21 protein-coding genes and 4 pseudogenes are annotated in these 23987 nt (G+C 66.6%); 15 read left to right on the top strand and 10 right to left on the bottom strand.

Annotation, left to right across the window (positions count from 1 at the left end; genetic code table 11):
- Nucleotides 1-55: 55 nt before the first annotated feature.
- From P1N55_RS08625 to P1N55_RS08615, 3 genes and pseudogenes are all read right to left on the bottom strand, one after another.
- On the bottom strand, nt 56-1048 hold the full coding sequence (locus P1N55_RS08625; protein WP_276278503.1) for an AAA family ATPase: 993 nt from the start codon (nt 1046-1048) through the stop codon (nt 56-58).
- Nucleotides 1041-2105 carry a DUF4350 domain-containing protein gene (locus P1N55_RS08620; protein WP_276278502.1) on the bottom strand — a complete coding sequence of 355 codons (1065 nt, stop codon included), beginning with the start codon at nt 2103-2105 and terminating at the stop codon, nt 1041-1043. The genes P1N55_RS08625 and P1N55_RS08620 overlap by 8 nt, the downstream gene beginning before the upstream one ends.
- A pseudogene (locus P1N55_RS08615) lies at nt 2105-2379 on the bottom strand (hypothetical protein). Before P1N55_RS08615 ends, P1N55_RS08620 begins: the two are co-directional and overlap by 1 nt.
- Nucleotides 2380-2461: 82 nt before the next feature.
- Between P1N55_RS08615 and P1N55_RS08610 the strand changes: the two are divergent.
- Together P1N55_RS08610 and P1N55_RS08605 are read left to right on the top strand one after the other, a co-directional pair.
- A complete protein-coding gene (locus P1N55_RS08610; protein ID WP_276278500.1) occupies nt 2462-3037 on the top strand; it encodes a metal-dependent hydrolase in 576 nt (191 codons plus the stop codon).
- Between the two features lie 40 nt (nt 3038-3077).
- Nucleotides 3078-4193: a hypothetical protein gene (locus P1N55_RS08605; protein WP_276278499.1), complete on the top strand. Its 1116-nt coding sequence runs from the start codon at nt 3078-3080 to the stop codon at nt 4191-4193.
- 143 nt (nt 4194-4336) lie between these two features.
- Here the strand turns inward: P1N55_RS08605 and P1N55_RS08600 are convergent, their stop codons facing one another.
- The 3 genes from P1N55_RS08600 to P1N55_RS08590 form a co-directional block, all read right to left on the bottom strand.
- Nucleotides 4337-4555 carry a hypothetical protein gene (locus P1N55_RS08600; RefSeq protein ID WP_276278498.1) on the bottom strand — a complete coding sequence of 73 codons (219 nt, stop codon included), beginning with the start codon at nt 4553-4555 and terminating at the stop codon, nt 4337-4339.
- Between the two features lie 104 nt (nt 4556-4659).
- Nucleotides 4660-5748, bottom strand: coding sequence for a hypothetical protein (locus tag P1N55_RS08595; protein WP_276278497.1), 1089 nt, complete (start codon nt 5746-5748; stop codon nt 4660-4662).
- Between the two features lie 188 nt (nt 5749-5936).
- The gene (locus P1N55_RS08590) at nt 5937-7913 is read right to left on the bottom strand and encodes an Ig-like domain-containing protein (RefSeq protein WP_276278496.1); all 1977 of its coding nucleotides are present in this window, start codon (nt 7911-7913) and stop codon (nt 5937-5939) included.
- Nucleotides 7914-8275: 362 nt separating this feature from the next.
- Between P1N55_RS08590 and acs (P1N55_RS08585) the strand changes: the two are divergent.
- From acs (P1N55_RS08585) to P1N55_RS08550, 8 genes and pseudogenes are all read left to right on the top strand, one after another.
- Nucleotides 8276-10217, top strand: a pseudogene (gene acs / locus P1N55_RS08585) (acetate--CoA ligase).
- A 141-nt stretch (nt 10218-10358) separates the two neighbouring features.
- Nucleotides 10359-12038, top strand: coding sequence for a bacterio-opsin activator domain-containing protein (locus P1N55_RS08580; RefSeq protein ID WP_276278495.1), 1680 nt, complete (start codon nt 10359-10361; stop codon nt 12036-12038).
- A gap of 81 nt (nt 12039-12119) precedes the next feature.
- Nucleotides 12120-14090 carry an acetate--CoA ligase gene (gene acs, locus P1N55_RS08575; protein ID WP_276278494.1) on the top strand — a complete coding sequence of 657 codons (1971 nt, stop codon included), beginning with the start codon at nt 12120-12122 and terminating at the stop codon, nt 14088-14090.
- 77 nt (nt 14091-14167) lie between these two features.
- A complete protein-coding gene (locus P1N55_RS08570; protein WP_346430011.1) occupies nt 14168-14623 on the top strand; it encodes a DUF4212 domain-containing protein in 456 nt (151 codons plus the stop codon).
- Nucleotides 14620-16305, top strand: coding sequence for a VC_2705 family sodium/solute symporter (locus tag P1N55_RS08565; protein WP_276278492.1), 1686 nt, complete (start codon nt 14620-14622; stop codon nt 16303-16305). Before P1N55_RS08570 ends, P1N55_RS08565 begins: the two co-directional genes overlap by 4 nt.
- A gap of 2 nt (nt 16306-16307) precedes the next feature.
- Nucleotides 16308-16769, top strand: coding sequence for a universal stress protein (locus P1N55_RS08560; RefSeq protein WP_276278491.1), 462 nt, complete (start codon nt 16308-16310; stop codon nt 16767-16769).
- A gap of 33 nt (nt 16770-16802) precedes the next feature.
- Entirely contained in the window at nt 16803-17027 is a 225-nt protein-coding gene (locus P1N55_RS08555; protein ID WP_276278490.1) for a hypothetical protein, read from the top strand.
- A 76-nt stretch (nt 17028-17103) separates the two neighbouring features.
- A complete protein-coding gene (locus tag P1N55_RS08550) occupies nt 17104-17355 on the top strand; it encodes a hypothetical protein (RefSeq protein WP_276278489.1) in 252 nt (83 codons plus the stop codon).
- A gap of 244 nt (nt 17356-17599) precedes the next feature.
- On the opposite strand, the gene P1N55_RS08545 is transcribed toward P1N55_RS08550, so the two are convergent.
- From P1N55_RS08545 to P1N55_RS08530, 4 genes and pseudogenes are all read right to left on the bottom strand, one after another.
- The gene (locus P1N55_RS08545) at nt 17600-18466 is read right to left on the bottom strand and encodes a CheF family chemotaxis protein (RefSeq protein ID WP_276278488.1); all 867 of its coding nucleotides are present in this window, start codon (nt 18464-18466) and stop codon (nt 17600-17602) included.
- Between the two features lie 54 nt (nt 18467-18520).
- Nucleotides 18521-19331: pseudogene (locus tag P1N55_RS08540) on the bottom strand (undecaprenyl-diphosphate phosphatase).
- 112 nt (nt 19332-19443) lie between these two features.
- On the bottom strand, nt 19444-19641 hold the full coding sequence (locus tag P1N55_RS08535) for a hypothetical protein (protein ID WP_276278487.1): 198 nt from the start codon (nt 19639-19641) through the stop codon (nt 19444-19446).
- A 35-nt stretch (nt 19642-19676) separates the two neighbouring features.
- The gene (locus P1N55_RS08530; RefSeq protein ID WP_276278486.1) at nt 19677-19847 is read right to left on the bottom strand and encodes a hypothetical protein; all 171 of its coding nucleotides are present in this window, start codon (nt 19845-19847) and stop codon (nt 19677-19679) included.
- 17 nt (nt 19848-19864) lie between these two features.
- Here P1N55_RS08530 and P1N55_RS08525 point away from each other — a divergent pair, with 17 nt between their 5' ends.
- From P1N55_RS08525 to rnhB, 5 genes and pseudogenes are all read left to right on the top strand, one after another.
- Nucleotides 19865-20566 carry a mechanosensitive ion channel family protein gene (locus tag P1N55_RS08525; RefSeq protein ID WP_276278485.1) on the top strand — a complete coding sequence of 234 codons (702 nt, stop codon included), beginning with the start codon at nt 19865-19867 and terminating at the stop codon, nt 20564-20566.
- Nucleotides 20567-20626: 60 nt separating this feature from the next.
- The gene (locus P1N55_RS08520; RefSeq protein ID WP_276278484.1) at nt 20627-20968 is read left to right on the top strand and encodes a DsrE family protein; all 342 of its coding nucleotides are present in this window, start codon (nt 20627-20629) and stop codon (nt 20966-20968) included.
- A 45-nt stretch (nt 20969-21013) separates the two neighbouring features.
- Nucleotides 21014-22290, top strand: a pseudogene (locus tag P1N55_RS08515) (tRNA pseudouridine(54/55) synthase Pus10).
- A gap of 246 nt (nt 22291-22536) precedes the next feature.
- Entirely contained in the window at nt 22537-23073 is a 537-nt protein-coding gene (locus tag P1N55_RS08510; protein ID WP_276278483.1) for a ferritin, read from the top strand.
- Nucleotides 23074-23141: 68 nt separating this feature from the next.
- The gene (rnhB, locus tag P1N55_RS08505; protein WP_276278482.1) at nt 23142-23777 is read left to right on the top strand and encodes a ribonuclease HII; all 636 of its coding nucleotides are present in this window, start codon (nt 23142-23144) and stop codon (nt 23775-23777) included.
- Nucleotides 23778-23987: the final 210 nt, after the last annotated feature.

Raw genomic sequence — 23987 nt, 5'->3', positions numbered from 1 at the left:
ATTAATACGTGGGATGACAGACGATCTCCCTGTCGAATCCGGCTGGGTTGTGCAGTCACTCCGGTGCTTCGGCCATCTCGTCGGCAGGGTCGGTCTCGGTCACCCTGCCTTCGGGTGGCGTGACCGACGAGCTGATGTCGTCGATGACCTCGCTGGGCGTGACGTCACTCAACTCGGCGTCGGTCGTCAGCACGAACCGATGGCGAAGTACTGGCTCGACCATCGACTTCACGTCGTCGCTGATGACGTAGTCACGGCCGCGAATCGCCGCCCGGGCCTTCGCCGTCTGGAGCAGGGCCAGCGACCCGCGAGGCGACGCGCCGTGGGCGACGTCGGGATGGTCACGCGAGGCACCGACCAGTTCGAGGATGTAGTCGCGAACGACGTCTTCGACGCGGACGTCGGCAACCGCGTCGCGCGCTGCACGGACGTCTGCAGGCGAGACGACGGCGTCGATGTCTCCGGCTCCCATCGTCGGCGAGCCGTTGAACCGCGCGAGTAGCTCCCGCTCCATCTCTACGTCCGGGAGCGAGACGGTCAGTTTCTGCTGGAAGCGGTCGCGCTGGGCCTCGGGCAGCTCGAACGTCCCTTCCATCTCGATCGGGTTTTGCGTGGCGATCACGAGGAACGGGTCCGGGAGTTCGAGTGTCTCCCCGTCGATGGAGACGTGTGCTTCGGCCATCGCTTCCAGCAGTGCTGACTGGGTCTTGGGCGTCGCCCGATTGATCTCGTCGGCCACGACGACGTTCGCGAACACCGGACCTTTGCGCAGTTCGAACTCCCCGGTCTGCTCGCGATAGACGCTCGTTCCCGTGATGTCGGCCGGGAGGATGTCGGGCGTCATCTGCACTCGCTTGTAGCTGAGCCCGCTCGCCCGTGCGAACGTATTCGCCAGTGTAGTCTTTGCCACGCCCGGCACCCCTTCGAGGAGCACGTGGCCCCGCGTGAGAAGCGAAACGGTGAGCTGTTCGACAAGGTCATCCATGCCGACCAGGACAGTCGACACCTCGGCGGCGATATCGTCTGCCAGCGTCGCGGGCTCAGTCATCGCCCTGACCTTGCTGACGGTGTTGTATCAAACTGTCTGTCACGCGCCCGACACGCTCTTCGTCCCAGTCGGGGTGTTGCTTCCGGATGCTGTTCGCGATCTCGTCACTCGAGAGCCCCGGAGGCTCGACTGACTCTGCTCGCCAGCGTTCGAGCGGCCGCAACGTCGCACGGCCCGACAGGAGCACGACCACCGCCAGCACGGAGAGTGTCCCGATGGCGAACGTCGGGACGGACACGTCCTGCAGCCACAACCGAACCGCGACGAGTGGCGGCAGTGCAGCGGTATGGGAGACGTCCAGCAGGACCGTCTCGGGCGGGCCGACGAGTGCCTGGAGGAAGGCCGCGTTGTCGCTCCGTTCGAGCATGGCATTGAGGAAGATGCTGGGGTCGCTGATGACGACGACCGTCCCCTGGCCCACTTGCTCGACGGTCACGATCGGCCGCGATGTGAGCGTCTCCGTGTCGTCGAGGGTCTCGTCTCCGTTCGTATCGAGATAACTGAACGACGACGAATTCACCAGCACCGTCGCATCACCCGGGCGCACGACGCTTCCGTGGTTCAGCATGAGGCTGTCGACGTCGGTCGTATAGGAGTGGTTCCGCCCGGGCGTGGCCTTCGGGAAGGCCGGACTCGGCCCGGCGCGCTGTTCGTCTCGCAACGGCGTCCCGTCGACGCGTGCCGTCGCGCCGACGTCCCCGAGCAGTGGATTGCTGTGTGGGCCGTAGTCCTCGGCGACGACCAGCGTCCCGCCGGCCTGGACGAACGACGCGATGGGTGCTGTCTCGTTGTCACCGTACGATTCCGTGGGTGACAGCACGAACGCGACCGTCCGGTTGGGCGTGGCCTGCTCGTATGCAGAGACGTTCTGTGCGAGGACGGTCGCAGTATCGGCCGACGCTGCGGTAGTGCGGATCTCTGACGTGCCGTCCCACGCCGAGTTGTATGCGCCCAACGACGCTGCCGAGGTCCCGGCAGCGACGGCCAGCGTCACCACCAGTGTCCCCAGGAGCGCGACGAGCACCAGCCGTGGATACGAGTACCCCAGCACCCCCATCAGATAACCCCCGGTGGCAGTATCTCGAGAATCCGGCGGACGACGATGTATCCAAACACCGCGAGTCCGATGCCGACGAGCCAGACGAGTCGGCGTCGCCACGCCGGCGTCACCGTGAACGGTGCGGTCAGTTCGACGACGACGAGAAAGCCGATGAGCGAGACCACGAAGAACAGCTCCAGCGAGAGCGATCCCAGCACCGACAGGACCAGCAGTGCCCTAGCCACCACGCCAGGTTCCCCACCACGAACTGTTGTCGCCGCCGCGTTGGCATTACCGATGCCTCGAAATGTAGCGGTTTGTAGTTGTCGCCTCAAGCAGAAGGCTCATGGTCGCTTCTTTCGGTAACGTAACTAATGTGGCCATGGGGACACGCGGCGGTCGGGTATCTGCTCTATTCGTGTCTGTCGCGGGTGCGGTATCGCCAGCCGCCCATCGCGATCGCGACACTCGCGCTCGCCGTCGGAACGCAGTTTCCGGACATAATCGACAAACCGCTCGCGTGGGAACTGGGCCTGCTCGCCTCGGGACGCGGCGGTGCCCACTCCCTGCTCGTTGCCGCCCCTGTCTTGGGCGTGCTCTGGTGGGCCCAGGATAGCCCGACCGGTCGGCTCGCCTGGGGTGGGTTCGCCGTCGGCTATCTCTCCCACCTGGCCGCGGACGGCGTCCATGCCGCGCTCCAGGCGAACTTTAAGGATCTGGGCTATCTGCTGTGGCCGGTGACAGCACTTCCGGACTATTCGGAGTCGCCGAGCATCCTCGCCCACTTTGCCACACTGGATCTCACGCCGCGGATCTACGCGGAACTCGGCCTGTTTGCCCTCGCGACGCTCCTGTGGCTGGTCGATGGATATCCCGGCGTGCGGTTGCTGGCCAGGTGGGCGAAAGAGCACGTTGGGACGGCGACGTCAGTGATGAGCAAACAGCAGTAAAATCCCAAGTTATGAGTGGCCCTCTCGTGAGTATCCTCGTATGACTGGTCTCCCCCGTCGCGGCCTGTTTCTCTTTCTCGCCCTCGGAGCAGTGCTTTTCGCGTCAGTCGCACTCGGTGTTCCGGGCTATTCGATTTCGGACTCCTCCGCCATCGAGACGCCGACACAGACGGTGACGTTCGAAGGCCAGACCTACACCATCGACTCGGTCAGTCGCATCCGAACAGACGGGTCGGTTACCGTGTCGACGACGGTCCCCTCCGGCGCCGCCTACGACCTCAACCTCCGCGGGCCGGACAACCAGATTATCGTCAACGAGCGCAAGACCGGGAACGGCTCGCACACGTTCTCGTATTTCGGGTCCGGTGAGGCTGGCACGTACGCGGCCTCGATCCAGGACGGTGGCAACACGGTCGCCGTCCATCCGATCGTCATCGCCGGCTACGACATGTCGGTCACAGAACCGGAGACAGTCACTGCCGGCGAGACGGTGACGCTCGAGGCGACGGTCTCGGAACTCGCTGTCGACAAGCACTCGACCCTCGATCGGGTCGAAGTCATCGTCGGGAACGACGACGTCGAGGTCGAAGAGACGATGACCAAGGAGAGTGGCGACACGTACACCGCGACGGTCGACACTGACAGTCTCGACACAGGAACGTACAACGTCTACGCTGTCGTCCGCGGCGACGAAACCGTGCGACAGCGCGACGAGGTGCTCGGCGTCAGTGACACTGTCGACCTGACCGTCGAGGAAGCGTCGACGGCGACCGAGTCCTCGGGCGGGACCGGCGGCGGAACCGGAGGTGGTGGTGGGCCGGCCGGTGGCGCGACTGCGACGTCGACGCCGACGGAAACGGCGACGGAGACGTCGACGGCAACGGAGACCGAGACGGCAGTCCAGACCGGGACCAACCGAACTACCGACACGGAGACGGCAACGACTGATACTGTCACCGAGCAACAGTCGAGCACACAACCGACCACCACGTCTTCGAGTACGCAGACGGAGGCGACAACGTCAGCGGACGGCGTCCTCGACCCGTCGTCGCCGTCGCCGGAACCCTCGACTGGCGGCTCCGGCCCTGGGTTCACGACTCTGATGACCGTTCTGGCCGTCGCTGGCTCGATATTCCTGGCGCGCCGGCGACAGTGACCGCACGTCACGGCCGGTCGCGACGTATCGAACCGCTCTCATATCACGATGGGCGCGGGGCTCCCGTCGCTACTCGGGTGTGATCTTCCCTCAAGCGACAGGAGGCGAATGCCACGGATTCGACCCGGAACGGTTCCCGCAGGCTACTCCTGTGGTTCGTGTCCGGCCGGACCGCCGGCTTCGAGATATTCGGAGAGCCACCCGAGATCCGTCTCGTCTGCCGCAGGGCCGCCCTCCATGGCCTCGATGAGTTCTCCGGAGGCCATCGCCGTCATGTAGAGGTCACAGACCAGTTGCTTCAGTACGTCCGGGTCGTCGGGCAGGTCCTCCGGGTGGAGTTCCGCCGGGAGTTCGTCGCGCATGTCTCTTGAGACGGACGGACGGACGAAAAAGGTGCCGTCGACCGGGTGGATGCCGTCGTCCGTGCGTGGCGTTCGAGGGGTTCTCCCGACCCGGTCGCCCGAACTCAGTAGCCGTAGTAGATCGCGAGCGCCTTCAGGATGGCATAGATGACGGCGATCGGCAGGCCGACGTACAGCCCGATCGCACGCAGGAGGCCCCAGGGAACGAGGCCGCCGCTCTGTCCCACGGTGACGGTGCCCGCCGTCGTGGGCCCGACGCGCAGCGTCACGTTTCCGGTCTGGTTCACTCGATACTGGAACTCGACCTGTCGAGTCTCGTTCTCGCCGACCGTCGTCGTCCGGGTCTGGACCGACGCGCCGTTCGCGAACAGCGGGAGGGTGACGGACTGACTGCCGTTTCCGGTATTCGCGACCGTCGCGACGACGGCGACCGTCCCGCCGACACTCGCGCTCGTCCGATTGAGCGAGGCGGTGCGTACTACGACCGTCCCGTTCTCGCTCGTCCCGACGGACTGCCCGCCCGATTGCGTCGGCCTGACGGTCGTCCCCGTCGCCGGAGTTGCCGTCCCGCCGGCCGCCTCGGTCCGAGTCTCCGCCTCGGACTCCGAGGACGGCGTGTCCGTCGAGGTCGGAGTGTCGGTCTCGGCATCTGTCGGGGCGTCGGTCTCGGTTTCTGTCGGGGCGTCGGTCTCGGTTTCTGTTGGAGTGTCTGTCTCGGTTTCTGTCGGCGTCGCTGTTTCCGTCTCGGTCTCCGTTGGTGTCGCCGTCTTCGCCGGCGCCGGGGTCGATGTGGGACCGCCGAACGTCCCGGCGGGGAACGTGAGATCCAATTGCTCGACCTCACCCTCCGGGTTCGGGTCCGACTCCGTCGCTTGCGCCCCGTCAGCGTCGCCGACGTGGAAGGTGACCGCCGAATCGATGTCGCTGCTCACGCGGAGCTTGTCCCCGGTGGGCTCGGAACTCCCGTATTGGCCCGCCTGCTCGACCGTGATCGAGTCTTGCACCTCGCCGTTCGCGACAGCGACGATGGTCGTTCCAGCGGGTGCTTCGGTCCCGGTACTGGACTCGGCAGCCCCGTAGTAGGAGTTGGGTGGGGCTGTCTGGGCGAGTGACTGGCCGATGCCCGCCCCGGTGGCGCCGACCACGAGTACGAGGACGACGAGTCCGACGCTGAATGTGGCGTCCCGGCTCATCGCTCTCTGTAGAGCCCCCCGCTCCCTCCTGTTTCGTTCCTCGCTCGAGTCAACGACATCGTGCTCGTACCCAACCTACTTCGAGTTTGCATGGCAAGATAGCAAGTTATCCCCACAGGGGCCGGGGCGTCCCGGCTGTTCTCTGTGACAGACGACTGGGCTCCTGTCGAGTCGAACAGTCGAGCCGATCAGCTCCCTTCGCTGGCGTCGTAGCCCTCGTCGTCGACCGTCCGGATCTCCTCGCCGGAGCCGACGTAGACGAAGTAGGCTTCGAACCCATCGACTGTCTCTGTGCCATCAGTCACCTTGGTGAACGCGGACGTATCCCCTTTAGATCTGTCTGTCAGTTCGACGTTCTCGTCGCGGACGTAGACCTGGACGTCGCTGTCGCTGGTGCCGACCGAAATACCGCTTCCGAGGTCAGTCCCGATTTTCGTTTCGTCTTTGTCGTTCAGGTCCGCTGCGTCCTTCTCGTTCAGGTCCGGCGTCGCGCCGACGAGATTGTACCCCTCGTGGAGTTTCTCCGAGCGCAGTTCGCCGTTTTCCTCGAAGACGTAGCCCATGCGAGCGTCCGAGGACTCACCGTAGACGTAGTATCCCGATCCGGCCTGCTTCTCGTCAGGCGTGACCCACTTCGTGCTCTCCGAGTCACCGGTCGGGTCGTACGTGGTTTTGCTTGTGATGGCGTCGGTGACGCCCTCGAACCGGACCTTTTCGGCATCCATCGGCGTCCCGACGAGCTGGTACCCCTCGTCTAATCCCTGGGCCTCGTGGACGAGTTCGACGTCGGTCGACGGTTGCGAGTTGGCTTCGACGATCGAGACCGTCGCTTCCCCGGTCGCCGTGTCGTCGGGAATCTTCGTGGGGTCGATGGTTGCGTCGATCTCGCCCTCGTCGACTTTGACCTCTTTCGAGTACCCAGCGATCTCCAGCGTGGCGTACTCGGGGTTCCCGTCACTAGCGATAGGGTTACCATCTGCGTCTTCGACGCCCCTCGCAATCACGCTGACTTCATCCGTGTCCTCGACGATACCGACGAAGTCGTGATCAATCTCTAGCGTCTCGACGGAGTCGATCTCCTTCTCCAGCGTCACGCTATCACTGTCCGACGCCGTGTTTCCGAACTCGTCGGTCGCCTCGACTTCCAGCGACACCGACCCGTCGCTTGCGGGCGGGTTCTGGACGGTGAACGTATTGTAGTACGTGTCGCCGTCCTGTTTCGAGAGGCTGAGCGTCTCCGGTCCACCGAGCGCGGAGGCGTCCACCTCGACGGATTCCACGCCGGCTGGCGAATCGGTGACCGTCGCTGCTGAAACCTTGACCGTATCACCGGCCGATACCGTGTCGTCGGCCCCCTTCTCGGTCACCGTCACGTCACCGTCGGTCAGGGTCGGCGCGGTCGTGTCGACGGTGTACTCCACCTGCAGCGTGTCCGCGTCTTCGGTGTCGTCCGGTACCGGTGGGCCATCAGACACCGACCTGGTGTGTTCGGCCTGGTCAGTCGCTTTGACGGTCACCGTATACGACCCGTCGTCGATGTTCGCCGTATCGTAACTCCAATCCGTTGTCCCGGACACGCCCAGGAACGTCTCCGTGCCGTCCCACCCCGAACCGGTGTAGTACTGCCCGTCGCTCCGCTCGATCGATATCTTGACCGAGTCTAATCCAGCGTCGTCGGACGCGGTCCCCTTTATCGTCGGAGTGTCTTCCAGGTCGTCGCCACCGTTCGGGGACGTGATATCCACTGTCGGGTACTCGTTGTCGACCTCGAAGGTCGTTGCTGCCTCCGACGACTTGAATCCGGACCCCGCGTCGGCCGAAATCGTTGCCTGACCATCGTCCAGGCCGTCACCACCGAAGTCCAGATTGGACAGGTCGATAGTTTCTGTAAAGGTCCCACTCAGGCCCGTCCTCGTGACCGTCGCGAAGTCGTTGTCGTCGGGATCCTGAATCAGAAACGTAACGGCACTATCCGAATCCAGATCCCCCGTGACCTCGATGCTTCCATCCGGTTGGACGGGGTCGTCGGTCACTTCCAATGTACCTGTGTTGACGGCCGCGCTGACGCTCGCAGAGAAGGTTACGGTCGCTGCAAAGACCGCTGTCATCAGCACGAGCGCCATCACCACTGCCCCAAGCCGTGTCCGCTGTGTCGTAGTAGTCATTTGTTTACAATCTTTGTATCAGGTGCCCACACCCGGTTGTCCACGGTCGATATGCTACTGATGAACACTCGAAAACAACAAGAGATAAAACTTGTGTTGAAATTATCAGTTCTACAATTGCGGGCTCCCCTGTGTGGGGCGACTGCGCCACAGTCTTCCGAAATACCTCGGGCGACCGCCGGCGCCGACTTCCAAGGATCGCTGACAGTTCACGCTCCTCGAGTGAATGAGGCCGGGGGAACACGTGGGCGGCCGGCCTTTCGGTGGTCCGACAGTCACGCCGTGCGTGAGTACGGCATGTTCCGCGCGGTCAAAAGAGATTAGCAGGAATCCTTTTGGCAACTCGTCCACAGGAGTAAACGATGACACCCGGCGACGGCACCGGTCGCGACGTCTCTCTCTCGGAACGGTCGGCCATCGACCCGCCCGAGTGGTTCGTCGAGCAGGCCAACGTCTGTGACGCCGACGTCTACGACGCCTTCGACGCCGAGTGGCCCGACTGCTGGGACCGGGCCGGCGCCCTCTTAGACTGGGAGACCCTACGACGAGGTGTTCCGGGGCGGTGAGACACCGCCCTTCGAGTGGTTCCCCGGCGGCCGGCTCAACGCCGCGTACAACTGCATCGACCGGCACCTCCCCGAGCGCAAGAACCAGCTGGCGCTGGTCTGGGAGGGTCACGTCGGCGAGTCGCGCACGTACACGTACCTCGAACTCTACCGCGAGGTCAACGCCGTCGCCGCGGCGCTGCGCGACCAGGGGGTCGGGCCCGACGACGTCGTCACCGTCTACCTCCCGATGGTGCCGGAACTCCCCGTCGTGATGCTCGCCTGTGCGCGACTCGGGGTTCCGCACAACGTCGTCTTCGCGGGCTTTTCGGCCGACGCGCTGGCCGAGCGAATCGAACGTACCGGCTCTGCCCATCTCGTCACCTGCGACGGGTACTACCGACGGGGCAGCGCCGTCGCACAGAAGAACAAGGCCGACAACGCCCGCATCGCCGTCGACCAGGACGTCTCGATGGTCGTGCTCGACCACCTGGGCGGCGAGGTCCACCTCGGCCCGGACGACTACGACTACCACGACCTGCTGGCGGCCCACCGCGGCGCCGAGGTCGACCCGGTCCCGCGGGCCGCCGACGACCCGCTCTTTCGTATCTACACCTCCGGGACGACCGGCGAACCGAAGGCCGTCGACCACACGACCGGGGGCTACCTCGCCCACGTCGCCTGGACGAGCCAGTCGGTGCTCGACATCAAGCCCGAGGACACCTACTGGTGTTCGGCCGACATCGGCTGGATCACCGGCCACTCCTACATCGTCTACGGGCCGCTCGCGCTCGGAACGACGACGGTGCTGTACAACGGCACGCCGGACCACCCCGAGAAAGACCGCCTGTGGGAGCTCGTCGAACGGTACGCCGTCGACGTGTTCTACACGGCGCCGACCGCTGTGCGGGCGTTCATGAAGTGGGGTGCCGAGTACCCCGCGAAACACGATCTCTCGAGTCTGCGCCTGCTGGGTACCGTCGGCGAACCCATCGACGAGCGGGCCTGGCGGTGGTACCGCGAGCACATCGGTGGCGGGGAGTGCCCGGTGGTCGACACCTGGTGGCAGACCGAGACGGGGGCCATCCTGGTCTCGACGCTGCCCGGCGTCGACCAGATGAAGCCCGGGTCGGCCGGGCGCGCCCTGCCGGGCATCGAGACGGCCGTCGTCGACCCCGCCGGCGAAGCGGTCGACCGGAACGAGGCGGGGGAACTCGTCGTCACGCGCCCCTGGCCGGGGATGCCCACGTCGCTGCTTTCCGGCGAGGCGTGGGGCGAGTCCCCGACCCGCGCCGACGAGTGGCGCTACTACCCCGAGGACGGCGCGACGATGGACGAGGACGGCTACGTGACTTTCCTCGGGCGCGTCGACGACGCCATCAACGTCGCCGGCCGGCGCTTCAGCACGATGGAACTGGAGTCGACCATCGCCGGCGTCGCGGGCGTCGCGGAGGCGGCCGTCGTCGGCGCCGACCACGCGACCACCGGGACGGCCATCTACGCCTACGTCTCGCCCGAGCGCGGCCAGGACGAAGGGGCCCTGCACGACCGTATCGAGACAGCCGTCGCCGACGCCATCGGCGGCGTCGCGACCCCGGAGGAGATCGTCTTCACGCCGGACCTTCCCAAGACCCGTTCGGGCAAGGTGATGCGACGCCTCCTGACGGCCGTCGCCAACGGCGACGACCTGGGCGACACCAGCGCGCTCCGCAACCCGGAGATACTGGGCGAGTTGCAGTCGGCCACGAACGGCGAGTGATTTTTCGCCGATCTCAAACAAAACGAAATCACTTCGAACGGCTCTGGATCCGAATCCATCTCGTATTGCACTCGAAATATGCCTTCGAAGGCACAGATTGCGGTAGATTTATTTCGCATCTTGATGAACTTCCGAAACAACATGACATCGACGAGGGACGTCCTCGGCGAGCGCGGCTACGAGCACCTCCGGCGTGCCGCCGAGACCCACCGCGAGGACCTGGTCCTGCGACTCGGCGCGGAGGTCGGCCTGCGACCGGCCGAGATGACGCGCGTGCGTCTCGAGGACGTCGCCAGTCACGGGGACCACTTCTTCCTCGCGGTCCGGGCCGAGGACGGCGTCACCCGCGAGGCGTACCTGCCGGCCGGGGTGGAACACGACCTGCGCAAGTACGCCAGTGCGACCGACAGCGCCGCCGCCGACTCACTCTTTTCGGTGTCGGCCCGCCGCCTCCAGATGCTCGTCGGCGAGGTCGCCGACCGCGTTCCGGAGGTCGGCGACGTCTCCTCGCGGGACCTCCGCTGGCGGTTCGCCGCCGGCCTGCTCGACGACGGCGTCCCCCCGCAGGTCGTCTGTGCGCTCGGGGGCTGGGACCGGCTGGCCCGCCTCGAACCGCTGTTGGACGACCCGGACCGCGACGCGACCGTCGCGGCGATGGCCGACGACGCCGACGTCGGGGACTCGGCGCTACTCCACCGGACGGTCGGGGTCGCGGCCGACGTGGGCGAGGCGGTGCGCCGTGCGGCGACGGGCACGGAGGTCGAACAGACGGTGTGTGACCGGATCGCCGACACCGAGGGCTTTCGCTTCGCCTGGACGGCCGAGCGGACCGGCGACGGCCTCACGCAGAGCTGCGGGGCGGGCCTGGGCTCCGAGCGCATCCAGGCCCAGCTGGTCGAATACGGTGCGGACCTCCGGCGGGCACTGGACGACGGGGAGGCCCAGACCGACGAGGGGGCCGACGGTTCGCTCACGTTCGTCCCCATCGTCGGCGACGCGGCCGCGACGGGCGTTCTCGCCGTCGGCACCGAGGCCCCCGTCGACGACGCGGAACGGCAGTCGCTGACCGCGCTGGGGGCACAGGTCGGCCACGCGGTGACGGCCATCGAGCGCAAGCGGTTGCTGCTTGCCGACGTCGTCACCGAACTGGCGTTCGACTGTGACGACCCGACCGCCTTCACCGTCGGCCTCTCGGGCGAACTCGACTGCTCGGTCGACCTCTCGGGGGTCGTCCCTGTCAGCGGCCAGTCGCTGCTGTACTACCTCGTCGTCGACGGCGCGCCAGCGGCCGACGTGCTCTCGTATGCCGTCGACGACCCGACGGTCACCGACTCGCGCCTCATCGAGAACTACGGCGACGGCGCCCTGGTCGAGGTGGTCGTCAGCGCGGCGCCGGCGCTGACGCTCGTCGAGAGCGGCGCTCGCATCCGCGATCTCTCGGCCGAGGGCGGATCGGCCGCCATCCTGGTGGACCTGCCGGGCGAGGCCGACGTCCGACCCGTGGTCGACGCCGTCGTCGACGCCTACCCGGAGACGACGCTCACCGCCAAGCGCGAGGCCGAACGCCCCGTCGAGACGGACGTCGGCTTCCGGGAGCGCTTCGCCGACCGACTGACCGACCGCCAGGAGACGGTGCTCCGGGCGGCCTACCACAGCGGCTACTTCGAGTGGCCCCGTGGCACCACCGCCGAGGAACTGGCCGACTCGCTGGACGTCGCCTCGCCGACGCTGCACAACCACCTCAGGAAGGCCCAGCAGGCGCTGCTGACGGAGTTTTTCACCGAGACGCCGGGCCGCCAGCCCCCCTCGCTCGCGGAGTGACGTCGCCTCGCGTTACTGTCACCCGGTGAGATAGTTAGACACCCCGTTTATATGGTCGCTGTTAATTGTGAGTGATAGACCATGTCAGATGACGATGTCCAACTCGAGGCGCGACTCGAAGAACAGGAAGTCTTCGAGCCGCCGGAGTCGTTCGTCGAACAGGCGAACGTCTCCGACGAGTCGATCTACGAGGAGTTCGAGGAGAACTGGCCCGACGCCTGGGAGCGCGCGGCCGACCTGCTTGACTGGGACGAGGAGTGGGACCAGGTGCTCGACGACAGCGACGCGCCGTTCTACGAGTGGTTCGTCGACGGCAAGCTGAACGCCTCGGCGAACTGCCTGGACCGCCATCTCGGCGACCGCGGCGACGAGGCCGCAATCGAGTGGATCGGCGAGCTCGGCGAGGAGCGCACATACACCTACAGCGACCTCCACCGCGAGGTCAACGAGTTCGCGGCCGCGCTGCGGGACCTGGGCGTCGAGGAGGACGACGTGGTCACGATGTACATGCCGATGATCCCCGAGTTGCCCATCGCCATGCTGGCGTGTGCCCGCATCGGCGCGCCACACTCGGTGGTCTTCGCGGGCTTCTCGGCGGACGCGCTGGCGACGCGGATGGAGTCGGCCGACTCGGAGTTCCTGGTCACCTGTGACGGCTACTACCGTCGCGGCGACCCCTTAGAGCACAAGGAGAAGGCCGACGAGGGTCTCGACGACGTCGGCCACGACGTCGAGACCGTCGTCGTCGACCGCCTCGACGACGACTACGACCACCCGATGAAAGACGGCGAGCACGACTACGACGAGCTCGTCGCCGAGTACGAGGGCAGCGAGGTCGAGCCAGTCACCCGCGACGCCGAGGACATGCTCTTTCTCATGTACACCTCGGGGACGACGGGCCAGCCCAAGGGCGTGAAACACACCACGGGCGGCTACCTCTCGTATGCGGCCTGGACCAGCCAGTCGGTGCTCGACATCAAGCCCGACGATACGTACTGGTGTTCGGCCGACATCGGCTGGATCACCGGCCACTCCTACATCGTCTACGGCCCGCTCGCGCTCGGGACGACGACCGTGATGTACGAGGGGACGCCCGACTACCCCGAGAAAGACCGCCTCTGGCAGATCGTCGAGGACTACGACGTCACCCAGCTGTACACCGCACCCACCGCCATCCGGGCGTTCATGAAGTGGGGCAAGGAGTTCCCCGAGGCCCACGACCTCTCGAGCCTGCGCCTGCTGGGCACCGTCGGCGAGCCCATCAACCCGCGGGCCTGGAAGTGGTACTACAAGCACATCGGCAACGAGGAATGCCCGGTGGTCGACACCTGGTGGCAGACCGAGACGGGCGGCATGATGCTGACGACGCTGCCGGGCATCTGTGACATGAAACCCGGTTCTGCCGGGCCGCCCCTGCCGGGCATCAGCGCCGACATCGTCGACGTCAGCGGCGACCCCGTCGAGGCCGGCCGCGCGGGCTACCTCGTCGTCAACAAGCCGTGGCCCGGGATGCTCCGCACCCTCTATAAGAACGACGAGCGGTTCATCGACGAGTACTGGGACGAGTACTCCAACCCCGAGCGCGACGAGTGGGTCTACTTCCCCGAGGACGGCGCGAAGATCGACGACGACGGCTACATCACCGTGCTGGGCCGCGTCGACGACGTGCTGAACGTCTCGGGCCACCGCCTCGGGACGATGGAGATAGAGAGCGCCATCGTCGGCGTCGAGGGCGTCGCCGAAGCGGCCGTCGTCGGAGGGAACCACGAGATCAAGGGCGAGGCGGTCTACGCCTACGTCATCACCGAGGACGGCTACGACGAGAGCGAGGACCTGCGCGAGCGCATCATCGAGGGCGTCGAGGACGCCATCGGGCCCATCGCGCGCCCGGAGCAGGTCATCTTCACGCCCGAGCTCCCCAAGACCCGCTCGGGCAAGATCATGCGCCGGCTGTTAGAGGACATCGCCAACGGCGAGGAACTGGGCAACACCAGCACGCTGCGCAACCCCGAGGTCGTCGAGGACATCGAGTCGAAGGTCCGGGGCGACTGAACGCCCGACCCGCGACTTCGGCGACGGATTGCGACACAGACACGACACCACACGAAACCACACGACACGACCGACACATGACAGATAATAACTCGCACGCTGAGTCCGGAGACGAATCGCTCGCTCCGGACGGTGGCATGACACAGGCCGCACAGCAGCACCGACAGACCGACTACCTCGACAGGGAGGTGAACATCCTGAAGCCCAGCACCGCGTTCATGCGCGACCACCTGCGGGTGGTCTGGACCGGGTTCATCGTCTGGGCGCTCATCGTCTTCGGCCCGGTGACGGCGACGCTCATCGCCCCCGGCGTCATGACGTCAACGACGATTCCCGGGCTGGGCTTCCCGCTGCACTACTTCCTTGTCGCCTTCGGCGCGCCGACCGGGGCGCTCGTGCTCGCGGCGGTCTACGCCCGCCAGCGGGACAAGCTCGACCAGAAGTACGGCATCGACCACAGCCGGCCCGGCGCGAATGCCGACGACGAGACCGCCAGTGAGACCGCCGCGGCCGACGGAGGGGTCACAGAATGACGGTTCCGCTGCAAGCCGAGGCGCTCGACATCTCGTTTAAGCTCCTGCCCGCCATCATCGTCTTCCTGATGATGGCTTCGTTCCTCGTCATCGGCTACCTGTTCAAGGTGGCCGACACCGAGGGCATGTGGGTCGCGGGCCGTGGCATCGGGAACATCGAGAACGGCATGGCCATCGGGGCCAACTGGATGTCGGCCGCCTCCTATCTCGGACTGGCCGGGCTGGTCGCGCTCGCGGGCTTCTACGGCCTGGCGTTCATCGTCGGCTGGACGACCGGCTACTTCGTCCTGCTCATCTTCCTGGCGGCACAGATGCGCCGCTTCGGGAAGTACACCGCGCCCGACTTCGTCGGCGACCGGTTCAACTCGCCGACCGCACGGGCGCTTGCGGCCTTTACCACGCTGCTCATCGCGTACGTCTACTCGGTCGGGCAGGCCCGCGGCATGGGACTTGTCGGCCAGTACGTCTTCGGCCTGGACATCATTCCGATGATCGTCGTGATGATGACTATCACCGTCGGCTACCTCGCACTGTCGGGGATGCTGGGCGCGACCAAGAACATGGCCGTCCAGTATGTCATCCTCATCGTCGCGTTCCTGGCGGGCGTCTACGTCGTCGGCTTCACCCAGGGCTACTCGACGGTGCTCCCCCAGATCGAGTACGGCGCGCTGTTCAGCGAACTCGCCCGTCAGTTCTCCGAGCCGTTCATCGGTGGTAACACCTACTACCTGTGGATCGCGACGGCGTTCTCGCTCATCTTCGGCACCTGCGGCCTCCCGCACGTCCTGGTGCGGTTCTACACGGTCGAGTCTGAGCGGACTGCCCGCTGGTCGACCGTCTGGGGGCTCTTCTTCATCATGCTGCTGTACTGGGCCGCACCCGCGATGGCGGCCTTCGGCGTCGACCTGTTCGCGCAGGTCAACGACATCTCGGCAGAGGCCGTCTTCACGGGTGAGCAGGCGATGACCGGCGCGGAGGGTGACGTCATCGTCGTCCTGGCCGCACAGTTCGCCAACCTGCCGTCGTGGTTCGTCGGCCTCGTCGCCGCCGGTGCGATGGCGGCCGCGATTGCGACGACCGCGGGGCTGTTCATCACGGCCTCGTCGGCCGTCGCCCACGACATCTACTCCGAACTCGTCAACCCCGACGCGACCCAGCGCCAGCAGGTCCTCATCGGCCGTGCGACCATCATCGGCATCGGTGCACTGGTCACCGTGACCGCGTTCAACCCGCCGGCGCTCATCGGCGAACTGGTCGCGTACGCGTTCTCGCTGGCCGGGACTGTCCTGTTCCCGATGTTCTTCCTCGGTCTCTGGTGGGAGAACACCAACCGCCAGGGCGCGCTGGCCGGCATGTCGGTCGGCCTGCTCCTCTGGATCGGTTCCATCGTCAACAGCGTGCTGCCCAGCTACATCGGCGCCCTCGGTGCGGCGGCCGGTGAGGGCGGCGCGCTCGTCCCGATCTACGCACAGTACGTCCCGCCAATCGGTGCGGCGCTGATCGGCACGCCGCTCGTGTTCCTGGTGACCATCGTCGTCTCGATGCTGACGCCCGAACCCGACTTGGAGACGAAGCGCCTGGTCCGCCAGTGTCACAGCCCCGAGCCGATGGGCCAGCAACAGACCGCGGAAGACATCGTGAGCGACGCCGGCGGCAGCGGCGGCGCCCCCTCTGACGACTGACAATGTACGACAACATCCTCATCCCCACGGACGGTAGCAACGTCGCGGAAGCCGCGGTCGACCACGCGATCGACCTCGCCCGCAAGTACGACGCCACGCTCCACGCGCTGTACGTCGTCGACATCGACGCGGTCAACCTCGGTCTCGGGACCGAACAGGTCGACCGCATCCGGCAGGGCCACTTCGGCGACATGGAGGAACTGGAAGAGAAAGCCAACGCCGCCACCGGCGTCGTCACCGACGCGGCCGCCGAGCACGGCCTCGAGGTGGTCGAGGAGGTCCGTGTGGGACGGCCCCACTCGGTCATCGCCGACTACGCCGACGCCAACGACATCGACGTCGTCGTCATGGGCAGCCACGGCCGCTCGGGCGTCAAGCGCGCGCTGCTCGGGAGCGTCACCGAGCGCGTCCTGCGGTCGACCCACCGGCCGGTACTGGTCGTCGACGAGCACGGTGAGGACTGAGCCGATGGCCACCCGCCACTGCGGAGGCACCCGATGAGCCGCCTCGAAGCCATCGGCCGGCACATCCAGGAGCACCGCTCCGGGATGGTTGTCGACATGGTCTTTGCCATCGCGTGGGTGACGGTCGTCACCGTCGTCCTCGACGTGCTCATGGGTGCCCCGCAGTGGCTCTACTACCTCACGCTGCTGGGCGGCATCGTCGCCTACTACGGGTTCTTCTGGACGCTCGAGGCCGTCTCGTCCGACGACGAGACCTGACCCACACCGCACCGCTTCGCCGTGGTTAACAAGGCTAGGCGGGTTCCCTACAAGCTCAGCGGCACATGCTCCCGGTATGACTTCCGCTGACACCATCTATCGGAGTGACAGTGGGCGCTACTACAGCACCCTCGAGCTCTGGCGGCGCCTGGAGTCCGGCGAGTGGACGCCCATCAACTGGGACGAGGACTCCGAGAAGGAGTGGGTCGAGACCGCGGACGGACAGATGCTGGAACTGACGCCGGTCGACCACTCGTCGCTCCCGGCCGACCTCAGCCTCGTCGAGACGGACTACGGCGTCGCGGTCGAGGGCGAAGAGGCCCTCTGACCGGTCCCCACTTCTCGTCGGTCCGACCGCCCGGTAGTGACTCGTGTGGTCGCTGCTGCTGGTCTGGGTTCTGGTTTACTCCGCTCACCGCGTCACGTCGAGGGTCTTCGCTACGCTCGGGGCCTCGCTCTTGCTCACGGCTCCCGCCGATCGCCGTTCCGGTTCGAGACCTCTCAATACCTGTTCCGCGGCTCACTTCGTTCACCGCGTCACGTCGAGGGTCTTCGCTACGCTCAGACCCTCGCTACTCCCCACTCATCGCTTCACTCGCCATGTTCCGCCCCTGAGCGTTCAGCGTCACCTCGGTCCGGGTCCTGACCTTGTCGACGGCGCCGACGTCCAGCAGTTTCTGGTATATCTCCTCGACCTCGTCGGGGCCGATGCCCACGAAGTCGGCCATCTCGAACGGCGAGACGCCGGAGTACAGCCCCATCAGCACCTGGCTCTCGAGGTCGGTGAGTTCGTAGTCGTCCTCGTGTCGCTCGACGACCCGCGAGAAGAGCGTCTCGAGCGCGTTCGTGTGGTGGGGCATGCCCGAGAGGTGCGTCTCGACGCTGCGGCCCTCCTCGTCGGTGTGTTCCACCTCGATGACAGCCCGCGTCTCGCCCATGACGACGCTCTCGTCGGTCTCGATGGTCCCGACGTCCTCCACCTCGAAGGTCGTCGACCCCCCGCCGGGGAACTGCAGGCGGGCCACGTCGTCCTCGAGCCGGAACCGGGCCTTGCTCCATTCGGCCTCGTCCTGCACGACGCCGCCGACGACGGCGGGGTCCCGCGCGAGAATGACCTGCCCCTGGACCGTCGCGCGGCAGTATTCGGTCTCGAAGTCGTCGACCGAGCTGGCGTCGACGACCAGGACGTTGTTCCCGATCTCGAGTACCGCCGTGTCGCCCGGCGGTCCGTCTGGCACGACGGCGTCGGGGTCGCTGGGGACGCGTATCTTCGAGTGGGGGATCTGTTGTTTGCCGCCGTTGGTGGCCAGGATGAGGCGCTTGTTGGTGACGACGAACCGGCAGGATTGCCACTGGGGGTCCGCGACCGGGTCCCCGTCCCGGACGACGTACTGGAAGTCGCCGGACGTGTCCACTATCTTCTGTTCGTCGCCACTCATGGCCGCAACTACTGGAGCGTTGTCGCCGAACGATATATAACTTCCATCGTGTTCTCAGAGTGCGACGAGGAGGCCCGACGACGCCGAGGCCGCCGAAGGCGGTACAGACAGCCCAGAACGGTACCGTCCGGACCAGACGGACCAGCGCACCGACGGTCAGGTACCCGACGACGGCGCTGACTCCGAGTGCGACCACGGCCTCGCCCGGTTCGATGGCGGGGACGCCGTCGTCGACCAGCACGAGTGCGTTGGCTGCCAGCGCGGCCGGAATCGACAGCAGGAACGAGAGCCGGAGCGAGGACTCGCCCTCGTGACCCCGCAGGAGCAGGGCGCTGACGGTGGTCCCCGACCGCGAGACGCCCGGGAGGATGGCCAGTCCCTGCAGGACGCCGACGAAGACGGCGTCGAGGCCGTCCGGAATCTCGCGCTCGCCCAGCGACAGGGCCGCGGCGAACCGCTGGAGCAGGCCCGTCAGGACCAGCAGGCCGCCGACGAACGCCAGGAACAGGCCGCCCTCGAGGTCCGAGACAGCGGCGTCCAGCAGGAGATACGCCGGGAGTCCGGTGACACCCGTCGCGACCGTCGCGACCATGATGAACGAGAGGTCGGCCGTCTCCGACGCGAAGGGGCGCCGCGAGAGGTCGCGGACGGAGGCCAGAATCTCACGGACCTCTGTGCGATAGTAGACGATGGCCGAGACGGCCGTCCCGGCGTGGAGAAAGAGCGCCAGTCGTGTCGCGGCCGCCGAGGAGACGCCCGTGAGCGCCGTCGACGCCAGCGCGACGCCACCCTCGCTGGAGACGGGGATCCACTCCAGGACGCCCTGGAGGATTCCCAGTACGACGGCGACCAGCATCGGGTTCATATGCACGGTGCAGTCGGTTCTCGGACATAGGCGGTTCGGTTTCGCGAGCGCTCTCGGTCCGGTCGCCCCCCGCCCTGGCCGGCCGGAGCGGCCAGTATTTATACTGTGATGTTCATTTATTGATATGCAACTGGGAAGTCCTCTCGTGGAGGCCCTGGCGGCCCTGCCGGTCTGGCAGGGTTTCGCCGTCCTCGTGGCGTCCGGCCTCGTCCTCGCCGCGCTGGTCAACGTGCTCGGCGACCGGTACATGCGCCGGGTCACGGACCGCATCGACGGCGAGGTCGACGACATCGTCCTCCGGGCGGTCCACACCGGGCTCTATCTCACCCTCTCGGTCGGCGGGCTCTACGCCGGCACGCAGGTGTACGAGGTGTCCCCGGACGTCGCCGTCCCCCTCGAGGCCGGGACGCTCTCTGTCGTCATCGTCGTCTGGATGCTCCTGTTGATCCGGGCCGGCCGGAAGGTCTCCGGGGCCGTGCCCGACAGCCGGTACGTCGACCGCCAGGTGGTCCCCATCCTCCAGAACGTCTGGAGTGCCCTCGTCTCCGGCGTCGGCGTCTTCCTCCTGCTGGTGCTGTGGGACGTCGACGTCACCCCCCCTGCTGGCGTCGGCCGGCGTCGTCGGCATCATCGTCGGCCTGGCCGCCCGCGACACGCTCGCGAACTTCTTCGGGTCGCTGTCGCTGTATCTCGACGGCACGTACAAGGTCGGCGACTTCGTCGTCTTAGAGACCGGCGAACGGGGCCGCGTCGAGGACATCTCGGTGCGCTCGACTGTCATCCGGACCCGCGACGACATCCTCGTGACCGTCCCAAACGCGACGCTGAACAGCGCCGCCATCGTCAACGAGTCGACGCCGCGGCGCAAGCGGCGCATCCGCGTGCCGGTCGGCGTCGCCTACGGCACCGACATCGACCACGTCCAGGAGATCTTGATGGACGTCGCCGAGAACGAGGAGTTGGTCATCGAACGCCCGAAACCCCGCGTCCGGTTCCGCGAATTCGGCGATTCGTCGCTGAACTTCGAACTGCTGTGCTGGGTGTCGAATCCGGCGCTGACGGCGCGTGCGACCCACAAACTCAACAGCGAGATCTACCACCGGTTCCAGGCCGAGGGCATCGAGATCCCGTTCCCGCAGCGCGACATCTCCGTCTCGATGGCCGACGTGCCCGGCGACTTGTTCGAGCGCGAATCGACCGGGATGCCGACGGACGGCGGCCACGACGAGCAGTGATCTGCGCGACCACTCTACTCCCTGAGTGAAGTTTTTCTGCTGACACGTTCAGTGGTGCGTATGGGCGCACTCGTTCATCTCACCACCGACGTCGAGGCCGACCGACAGCACGCACTGCGCTCGACGACCGTCCTCCAGACAAACGAGGAACTGGGACTCGAGGAGGTTGCCCTGCTCTTGCACAGGGACGCCGTCTGGATGGTCGCGCCGGACGGACCCGATCGGGAGTGGGTCGTCGACCTCGTCGACGCAGGTATCACGGTCACACTCGGCCGGACGTGCCTCGACGCACGCGACATCTCCTACGATGCCGTCCCGGATGGCGTCGACCTCGTCCCGAGCGGCGTCAGCGAAGTCGTCCGGCGACAGCAAGCGGGTGCCGCCTACGTCAAGATACCGTGAGGACGGGTCGAAACGCAGTTACGGACCCGTCTCGTCGTACCGACAATGACCGTACTCGAGGACGCCCGGGCCGCTCTGGAGACCGGGCCGCTCTGTGACGCCTGTCTCGGCCGCCTCTTTGCCGACCGCAGTTTCGGCCTCGCGAACGCCGACCGGGGCCACGCCCTCCGGGTGACGCTGGCGCTCGAAGCCGACGAGCCCTTCGAGCCCGACGCCGACTGCTGGGTCTGCGAGATGGAGACCGACCGCATCGAGTGGTGGGCCGAGCAGGCCGCGACCGCCGCCCGCGGCTACGACTTTTCGACCTACCAGGTGGGAACGCGCGTCCCGCCACTGCTCGAGGAGAACGACGCCCTCCTCCGTGAGGACGTCGGCCTGGACGAGGACGCCGGCGAGCAATTGAAAACCGAGTTCAACCGGGAGGTGGGCAAGCGCATCGGCCAGCGCACCGGTGCCGAGGTGGAGTTCGGTCGCCCGGACGTCCAGTTCACGCTCGACCTGGCGACCGACGGGGTGGACGTCCGGGTCAACTCCGCGTTCGTCTACGGCCGCTACCGGAAACTCGAGCGGGACATCCCCCAGACGAAGTGGCCCTGCAACGACTGTAACGGCACCGGGCTGTGGCAGGGCGAGCCCTGTGAGGGGTGTGGGGCAGCGGCTACCGCTACGACGAGAGCGTCGAACAACTGACCGCGCCCGTCGTCCAGGAGGCGATGGACGGCGAGAGCGCGACCTTCCACGGCGCCGGCCGCGAGGACGTCGACGCGCTGATGCTCGAGTCGGGCCGCCCGTTCGTCATCGAGGTCGACGAACCACGGGTGCGAGACGTGGACACCGACCAGCTCGAGGCCGACGTCAACGAGTTCGCCGACGGCAAGGTCGAGGTCGAGGGCCTGCGTCTGGCCACCTACGAGATGGTCGAGCGCGTGAAGGAACTCGAGGCCTCGAAGACCTACCGGATGGACGTCGCGTTCGACGCGCCCGTCGCGGCCGAGGCCCTGCAGGACGCCCTCGACGAGCTGACCGGCGCGACCATCCACCAGGAGACCCCCCAGCGGGTCGCCCACCGCCGGGCCGACCTCACCCGCACCCGCGAGGTCTACGACGCGACGGGGGAACTGGTCGACGACCGCCACGCCGACATCCGCATCCACGGGGCCGGCGGCCTCTACGTGAAGGAACTGGTCTCGAGCGACGAGGGCCGGACCGAACCGAGCCTCGCCGGGCTGCTGGGCGTCGGTGCCGAGGTGACCGCGCTGGACGTCGTCGACGTCGAGGGCGAAGACGAACCGTTCGAGAAAGCGGCGTTCCTGAAAGAGTAGGACCCCGGACTTCGTGGGGCAGGAACGGTCGTCCTCAGAAATCGGACATTTCTGATGGGCTGTGCAAGAGCGCCGCTCTTGCGAACGCGGGGGTTCACTGAGAGCGCGGCCCCTTTCAACTCCGCCCAGGCCGTCCGGCCTACGGCCGGGGTTTTCTGGCTCTCCGAAGAAATCATCGCTAACGTAAACTCCACCGGTGGGTCGACCCCAATAGTGATGCTGTGTTGGCGAGTAGTTACTGGAGCTATGCTGAACGAGCCCATCGAAGACGCATTGAACGAACAGATCAACGCCGAGATATTCTCCGAGTACCTGTACCTCTCGATGGCCGCTTACTTCGAAGACGAGGGGCTCCCCGGATTCGCGTCGTGGATGCGGGCCCAGGCAGACGAGGAACACGAACACGCGATGCGGATCTACGACTACGTGCTCGAGCGCGACGGACGCGTGACGCTGGACGCCATCGACGCTCCACAGACGACCTGGTCGGACCCGGTGACCGCCTTCGAGGACGCGTACGAACACGAGGTGGAGATCTCGAGGTTGATCGACGACCTGGTCGCGCTCGCTCGCCAGGAGAACGACAACGCGACCGAGAACATGCTCCAGTGGTTCGTCGCCGAGCAGGTGGAGGAGGAGGCGACGGCACAGGACATCCTCGACCAGCTCAGACTGGTCGGTGACGACGGGCCCGGGCTCCTGCTGATCGACCGGGAACTCGCGCAGCGACGCGGCGGTGCAGATGGGGACGAAGGCGCCGAAACCGAGGCTGCACCGGAGTAACGGAGTCTGGAGCGTCTCTGTGGCCACCGACCGCAACGCCTAACCCCCTGCCCTCGAACCGACCGGGCATGCGATTCGGCGTCGACGAGGCCGGCAAGGGCCCGGTCCTGGGGTCGATGTTCGCCGCGGCGGTCCGGGCCGACCCGGCGACACTGCCCGAAGACGTGGGCGACTCGAAGGGAATCGCGCCCGAGCGCCGCGAGACGCTGGACCGAACGATCCGCGAGCGGGCCGACGCCGTCGCCGTCGCCGAGGTCCCGGTCGAGCGCATCGACGACCCCGAGACGGACATGAACACGCTCACCGTCGCGGCCCACGCCGAGGCGCTCGCCGGCGTGGCCACCGACGGCCTCGCGGGGACCGTCGACGCGGGCGACACCGATGCCGGGCGGTTCGGGCGCCGGGTCGCCGACCGGGTCGACGTCACCGTCGAGATTCGCGCCGCGCACGGGGCCGACGAGACGGACCCGCTGGTCGGCGCGGCCTCCATCGTGGCGAAAGTGGCGCGTGACGCCCACGTCGACGGGCTGGCCGAGACGTACGGCGAGGTGGGATCGGGGTACCCGAGCGACCCGGCGACCCGCGAGTTTCTGGCCGAGTACGTCGAACGGGAGGGCGAGTTGCCCGCGTGTGCACGCACGTCGTGGTCGACGTGTGCCGACGTCCTGGCGGCCGCCGAGCAGGCGTCGCTGGGCGAGTTCTGAGCGGAACGCCGCGGCCGCTCACGGGCGGTAGCGACGGAAGAATCCCCCTGGACACGGTTTGGACCTGGACGGCAGATGTTTTCGACAGCCCGTTCGGCCCGTCCAGCAGCGTTGCCAACGTTAGCCGGGCTTCCACCGGCGTTGTCCTCGCGGACTTTAGCTGGGCTTTCACCAGCTTTTGTCGGCGTGCCGGGTTCCCGAACGCCGGTC

Source organism: Haloarcula regularis, assembly GCF_029338315.1.
Lineage (GTDB): Archaea > Halobacteriota > Halobacteria > Halobacteriales > Haloarculaceae > Haloarcula > Haloarcula regularis.
This window is presented reverse-complemented; position numbering and strand designations above follow the sequence as displayed.